This window comes from Streptomyces sp. NRRL WC-3549 (assembly GCF_000721935.1).
Taxonomy (GTDB): domain Bacteria; phylum Actinomycetota; class Actinomycetes; order Streptomycetales; family Streptomycetaceae; genus Streptomyces.
The window spans coordinates 123,321-128,934 of record NZ_KL585426.1; the positions used below are offsets into that span (position 1 = coordinate 123,321).

Annotated in this window: 6 protein-coding genes; 2 read left to right on the forward strand and 4 right to left on the reverse strand. The window is 68.0% G+C overall.

Annotation, left to right across the window (positions count from 1 at the left end; genetic code table 11):
* Positions 1–80 precede the first annotated feature (80 nt).
* The 3 genes from IH13_RS0128990 to IH13_RS45105 form a co-directional block, all read right to left on the reverse strand.
* A complete protein-coding gene (locus IH13_RS0128990) occupies positions 81–1,298 on the reverse strand; it encodes a tyrosine-type recombinase/integrase (protein WP_031088983.1) in 1,218 nt (405 codons plus the stop codon).
* Complete coding sequence (locus IH13_RS45100; RefSeq protein ID WP_234433430.1) at positions 1,298–1,627, reverse strand: helix-turn-helix domain-containing protein; 330 nt, start codon at positions 1,625–1,627, stop codon at positions 1,298–1,300. Before IH13_RS45100 ends, IH13_RS0128990 begins: the two co-directional genes overlap by 1 nt.
* 527 nt (positions 1,628–2,154) lie before the next feature.
* Complete coding sequence (locus IH13_RS45105; protein WP_234433428.1) at positions 2,155–2,805, reverse strand: hypothetical protein; 651 nt, start codon at positions 2,803–2,805, stop codon at positions 2,155–2,157.
* 622 nt (positions 2,806–3,427) lie between these two features.
* Here IH13_RS45105 and IH13_RS46235 point away from each other — a divergent pair.
* A complete protein-coding gene (locus IH13_RS46235) occupies positions 3,428–3,490 on the forward strand; it encodes an AsnC family transcriptional regulator (RefSeq protein WP_420713408.1) in 63 nt (20 codons plus the stop codon).
* 19 nt (positions 3,491–3,509) lie between these two features.
* Positions 3,510–3,821: an Lrp/AsnC family transcriptional regulator gene (locus tag IH13_RS38755; protein WP_082317750.1), complete on the forward strand. Its 312-nt coding sequence runs from the start codon at positions 3,510–3,512 to the stop codon at positions 3,819–3,821.
* Between the two features lie 131 nt (positions 3,822–3,952).
* Here IH13_RS38755 and IH13_RS0129010 read toward each other — a convergent pair.
* Positions 3,953–5,614 (reverse strand): LuxR family transcriptional regulator (locus tag IH13_RS0129010; RefSeq protein ID WP_234433429.1); only part of this gene is annotated, 1,662 nt, incomplete at its 5' end.

Here is a 5,614-nt window from a genome sequence, read left to right on the forward strand (position 1 = left end):
TCCGAAACCGGCCCTTGATCATTTTTGGGGACCAGTTGGGGACCAGATGGAGGTCCGGCCCCCTTGACCGGGTCAGCGGGTCAGCGGGTCATGACGATGGGGCTCGGCAGTGAGCGTGGTGCGCGCAGCACGTTGAAGTGGGCCGAGAGCGCCGTCCCGGCGGCCGTGATCTTGTGGACGTCCGGGTGTAGATAGCGCTGGGTGGTGGTCAGTGAACCGTGGCCGGCGATTTCGCGGAGGACGTGCACTTGGACCCCGGCGTCGGCGAACCAGGTCAGTCCCGTGTGGCGGAGGTCGTGGCGGCGCAGATGCTCGTAGCCGAGCTTGGTGACCACGTCGTCCCAGTGTGTGGCGTCGCGCAGGACGGCGGTGGAGATACGTCCGCCGCGCGGGCCCGTGAACAGGCGCGCGTCCGGATTGAGGCCGGCGGACAGGATGCGCTGGGCGACGAGGGGGCGGATCTCCTCGACGATAGGAACCTTGCGGGCCCGCTTGCCCTTGGTGCCCTTGTCGGTCAGCCCGCCGGGCGCGGGTGTGGTCTGACGCCGCACGGTCCAGATCCACTGTGTGGTGTCGATGTCTCCGACGCGGCAGCCTGAGATCTCTCCGATCCGTGCGGCGGTGCACGCGGCGAAAATGACCACGTCTCCCCAGCCGCGGTACCCGTCGTGGGAGGCGGCCACGAGCGCGTCGGAGAGTGCGAGGAGTGTTTCCCAGTCGGGCAGGGCGAGCGCGCGTGGGTCGAGGAGTTCGTCCTCGGCCTGCTTGTAGAGCTTCTGCCACCCGGTGACTCGGGCGGGGTTGACCTTGATGATGCCGTCGCGGACTGCCTGCTCCATGACGCGGACCAGGACGGCGATGGTGTTTTTGACCGTTGAGCGGCTGAGCTCGTCGGCGATCCAGTTCTGCACGGTGCGGTCGACAACGCCATTGGTGATCATCCGGACCGGGACGTGGCCCAGGGCGGGCACGACACGCATCCGCCAGCCTGACAGGTAGGGGTCGAGTGTTTTCAACTCCAAGCCGCGCAGAGCGAGGTCCATGTTCGCGTTGCCGTATTCGGCGAGCTTCATGGTGGCGAGCGACGGGGACAGCCCTGCCTCAGCCGCTTCGATGATGGACTGGAGCCACTCCTGTGCTTCATCCTCGTCCGCCTTCCCCTCCGACAGGGACAGACGCCGCTTGGAAGCCGGATCGAACCAGCGGACTCGCGCGCGGTACGGGTTGGGACGATCAGGCCGGTACTCGATGTCGGTGGTGAGTCGGACACCGACCGGCACAATGGCCTTGTCGGCCATCATGCGTCTCGGCGCGGGACGGTCCGGTGGCGACGCAGCCATTCCTCAACGTCGACCGCGCTATACATGATGACGCGTTCCGAAACGGAGACGAACGGCGGGCCCTGGGGAGGCTGAGCTGTGCGCCAACGGCGCAGCGTCGAGGTGTCTACACGTAGGCAGGCGGCGAGGTCGCGCGTCGAATACCAGGCATTGGCCAGGAGAGACCACTGGTTGTCATCTCGGACGAAAGGGGCACCGCCCTCATTCTGTGTGTGTGTCTGACTGTCTGTGTAGTCTGCTATCGGTTCGGTGGGCAAGGGCGGTGGATCTCCGGGGGTGTGGAGCACCAAAGGGATACAGAAGGCGGTCGGCGACAAGCGACGCGGCCCGCAGGTGGAGAACTGTGGGGTTCTGCCTGCGCAGAAGCGGTCAGTCTCTTCTGTTGGAACTGATCCGCAGTGGTGCTCTGGGCAAACGGTGGACAACAATCGTCTGCAGAAACGCCGGTTTGGCTAACCGGTGATGTTCGGCTGTGTTGCCCTCATTTGCGGCGCGGCGAGCATTGCGCACTGTGCCGATTAATGTTTCTCGATGACGCATCATGTGGAGTGCGTGGCGATCCTTGAGCCTGCCGCAAAGGGTGTCTGACCTGCTGTTTCGCCGAGTGTGCGTTATGTGCGCTGTGGGCGTTACGGGCGATATCCTGACGCATATTCGACGCACGTTGGGCCCTTCTGACGCACGTTTGACGCACGTCCTGATGGGCTGTCAGGCGCTCGTTTCTGCAGGTGACGGTGTGTCGAGTACGGCTTGAAGGGGTTCCTTCTTTACCGCCTCTTGGTGAAGTCGTGCTCGATATGGCCCGGTTTGAGGCTCAGTAGGAACGGGGTCCGTAGGGGCTCCAGTGGCCGAGGAAGGGCTTGAGGTCGTCGCCGCTGGGGTTGGGTGGGGAGGGCAGCTTCGGCGCTGCGGCGGACTCGGTGAGGTGCTGGAGCCGGGCGTCCGCGAAGGCGAGCCACGCCTCGATCTCTGTCCATTCCTGTCCGGGTGGCAGCGATGTGGCGTGGTCGCGTACTGCGGTGACGTATTCGGTCAGGCGCTTGGTCTGGTGCCAGGCGTGTGCTTGTTCTTCGAGGTGCTTGACGCGATAGGCGTAGGCGTATGCGGTGCGCGCTTCTTCCATGGCGGTTTCCCGGCGCCTCTGCTGGGCTTCCCTGGCCTGCTGGTCTGCAAGGCGTGCGTGTTCTGCGGCTTTGCTGCGGAGGTCGACTTCTTGTGCGATTTCGGCGAGTTCCTTGTCGGTAGGGATGCGTTCGCTGCGATCCTGTTCTTGACGGAGGAGGAATCCGACGCTTTCGCCTTGGGTGGTGATGGTGAAGTGCGGTGGTGCGCTGCGGCGACGGTGGGGTGGGGGAGCGCCTTGCGTAATTCCGAGTGCTGCCTTATGGCCTTGTGATTCGGTGGCGATGATGAGGGCCTGGACGATGCGCAGGGCTCGGCCTTGGATGGATTTGGTGAGCCCCATGGGTTGTGGCCGTTGTTGGAGGGCGGCCACGAGGGGGTGGGGTTTGGTGAGTCTGGCCGGAATTTCGGTCAGCCGGGGCTCTGCCGGGAAGCTCACTGTAGGCGCGTTGCTGCAGTGCCGGCTTCAGCAGCAGATGCTTTTGGGCTATTCCGGTGTCCAGGACGCACACCGTGGGCGTGTGCGGACGGCCTCGGTCAGCTCCCCCGGGTCCACAGCGAGCTCGCCGCGACGCGGGGAGGCGGAATGGACGGGTCCCCGCGCGGTGATCGCTGCTGGTGGGTCTTGCTCGGTACCCGGTCGGCCCCAGGATGTGGGGCCGACCGCGGGGTGCTGGGGATACCCGCGCACCTGTCACCTGGTCGGAGTCCGCGCCGTAGGGGTTGGCCGGTGCGGGCCTCCTGCCGGGGATCACCCGGACACCACGACGATGACAGGGCGACGGTCCCCAGGCGACAGGCCGGGCATCATCACGCATATGTCGAGCGTGGTTCACTCGATCTGCAAGGAGCAGGGGGGCTTTCGGCGCGCGACTCGTGCGTGGCGCGCATGATTCGGGGAGTTGGCCGTGGATGCGATCGACCGTCACATACTGAACATCCTTCGCAAGGACGGGCGAGCGCCCGTGTCTGAGATCGCGCGTGCTGTGGGACTCTCGGCGGCTCCGTGCGCCCGCCGCATCGAATAAGAGACAGGAGAGGGAGGGCGTGATCCGCGGGTACACCGCGGTCATCGAGGACAGCCGGGCGGGCATGCTTCAGGCGTTCATCGAGATCCGCCTGCTCGGCGCGACCGACAGTGACGAGATCCAGGGCATCTCCGAGAGCATCCCGGAGATCGAGGAGAGCCACAGCATCGCCGGTACCTCCGACGCCCTGCTCAGGCTCCGGGTCCGGGATGTGAAGCATCTTCAGCAGGTGATCAACGCCGTACGCCGGACCGGCATGGTGGAGGGCACCAAGACCTTCATCATCATGAACACCTGGACCCGCGCGACCGCGCAAGCCGGCACCCCGTAGCCCCGAAACGGCGTCGTGCCGATGCTCGGAAGCCGTCCGCCCGCCGACGGCGGACTCGATCCGTGGTGCGGGCCCGACGTCGTCGCCCGGTACCCGGCCGAACCTGGCGGCCCCGCAGCCGTACGGGCGCGTCACTCCCGTGCTGGTGTGACGGTGTGTGCCAGCTGGATGCGTGAGTGCAGGCCGAGTTTCCGGTAGACGCGGGTGAGCGTCGCTTCGACCGTCTTGATGCTGACGGTGAGGGTGGTGGCGATGTCGCGGTTGCTCGCTCCGGCGGCGGCGAGTTCGGCGCAGCGCTGCTCGGCGGAGGTGAGGCGAGGGTGGGCGTCTCCACCTGTGGGGACGGCTTCCAGCCGGCGGAGGGTGTGTGTGGCGGTTTCGGCCCACGGGTGTGCTTGGTGGGCGGTGAAGAGGTCGGCGGCGCTTTGCGCGGCGATGCGGGCGCTGGCGCGGCGGCGTCCGCGTCGTTCGGTGTGGCTGAGCGCCAGCAGGGTCCGGCCCCGTTCGAGGGGGAGGTGGCGGAGGCGGTCGGCCGCGTCGGTGAGGCGCCGGGCCGCGGTGTCGTAGTGGCCGCGGGCGGCGTCCAGGAGCGCCTGGGTGCGTTCGAGCGGAGGGAGGGCCGCGTCCCTGCCGAGTTCGTCCGCGGTGCGGCGGGTGTCGTCCAGCAGGCTCTGTGCCTGGTCGAGGCGGCCGAGGGCGACGAAGGTCTCGGCGAGTTCGGGATGCCAGCGCAGGACGGACGGATCACCGACCTGCTGGAGCTCTTCCAGTGAGCGGACCTCTTCCAGGACCTCCAGGGCTTCCTTGGGGCGGCCGGTGGTCAGGAGGAGGTGGCCGAGGGCGAAGAGGTTGCGGGAGAGGAAGACCTTGTTTTCCTCCTGCCGTGCGGTTTCGGCGCCGCGGCGGGCGTGGGCGAGGGCGAGGTCGGTACGCCGGGCGGTGCCCTCGACGAGGGCGGAGGTGTAGCAGGCCGGTGCGGACGACAGCGCGGTCCCGTCGGTCAGGGCCTGGGCACGGTCGGCGTGGTGGAGCGCTCTGGCGCAGCGTCCGGCGCGGAGTTCGGCCTCGGCGAGGCTGCGCAGGATGTCCACGGTCGCCTCGGCGTCTCCCGTCCGCTCGGCTTCGACGAGCAGGGGTAGCAGTGCGGTGCGGGCCTCGTCCGGGTGGTCGTCGAAGAGGGCGTGCCGGGCGGCGAGGTGCTGAGGTGTGCCGTTGACCGGGACGGAGGCGGCGCGGGGCAGGGACAGGGCACGGTCGAGCGTGGTCTCGGCGTCGGCGTGGCCGAGGACGCGTTGAAGACGGGCCTGCATCGTGAGGGCCATGACGGTGGCGGTGATGTCGCCTGCGGTCTCGGCGAGGGCGGTGGCCTGGCCGGCCAGGATGCACGCCCGGTGAGGGTCGCCCTCGTTGACGTTGGCCCAGATGGATTGGCGGATGAGGATCTGCGCGGTGAGGCCGGGTCGTCCGGCCGCAGTGTGGAGTGCGTGGGCGAACAGTTCGTCCGCACCGTGCAGGTGTCGGCCGCTGGCGTCGATCAGGGTGATGAGGGTCTCGACGCGCTGTTCGGGGGTGGTGTCGTGGGCCAGGACGAGACGGGCGGCGGCCCGGCCGCGGGGGAGGTCGCCGTAGTGGGCGGCGTCGTGTACGGCGGTCAGGGCCCGTTCGGTGAGCAGTTCGCTGTTGTCGTGCGAGGTGCGCTGGGCAGCGAGGAAGGAGAGCTCCGCGGCGAGCGCGTGGTCGCCGCGCTGCCGGGCGCGTACGGCGGCGCGGGCGGCGCGCTGGGCCGACCGCGG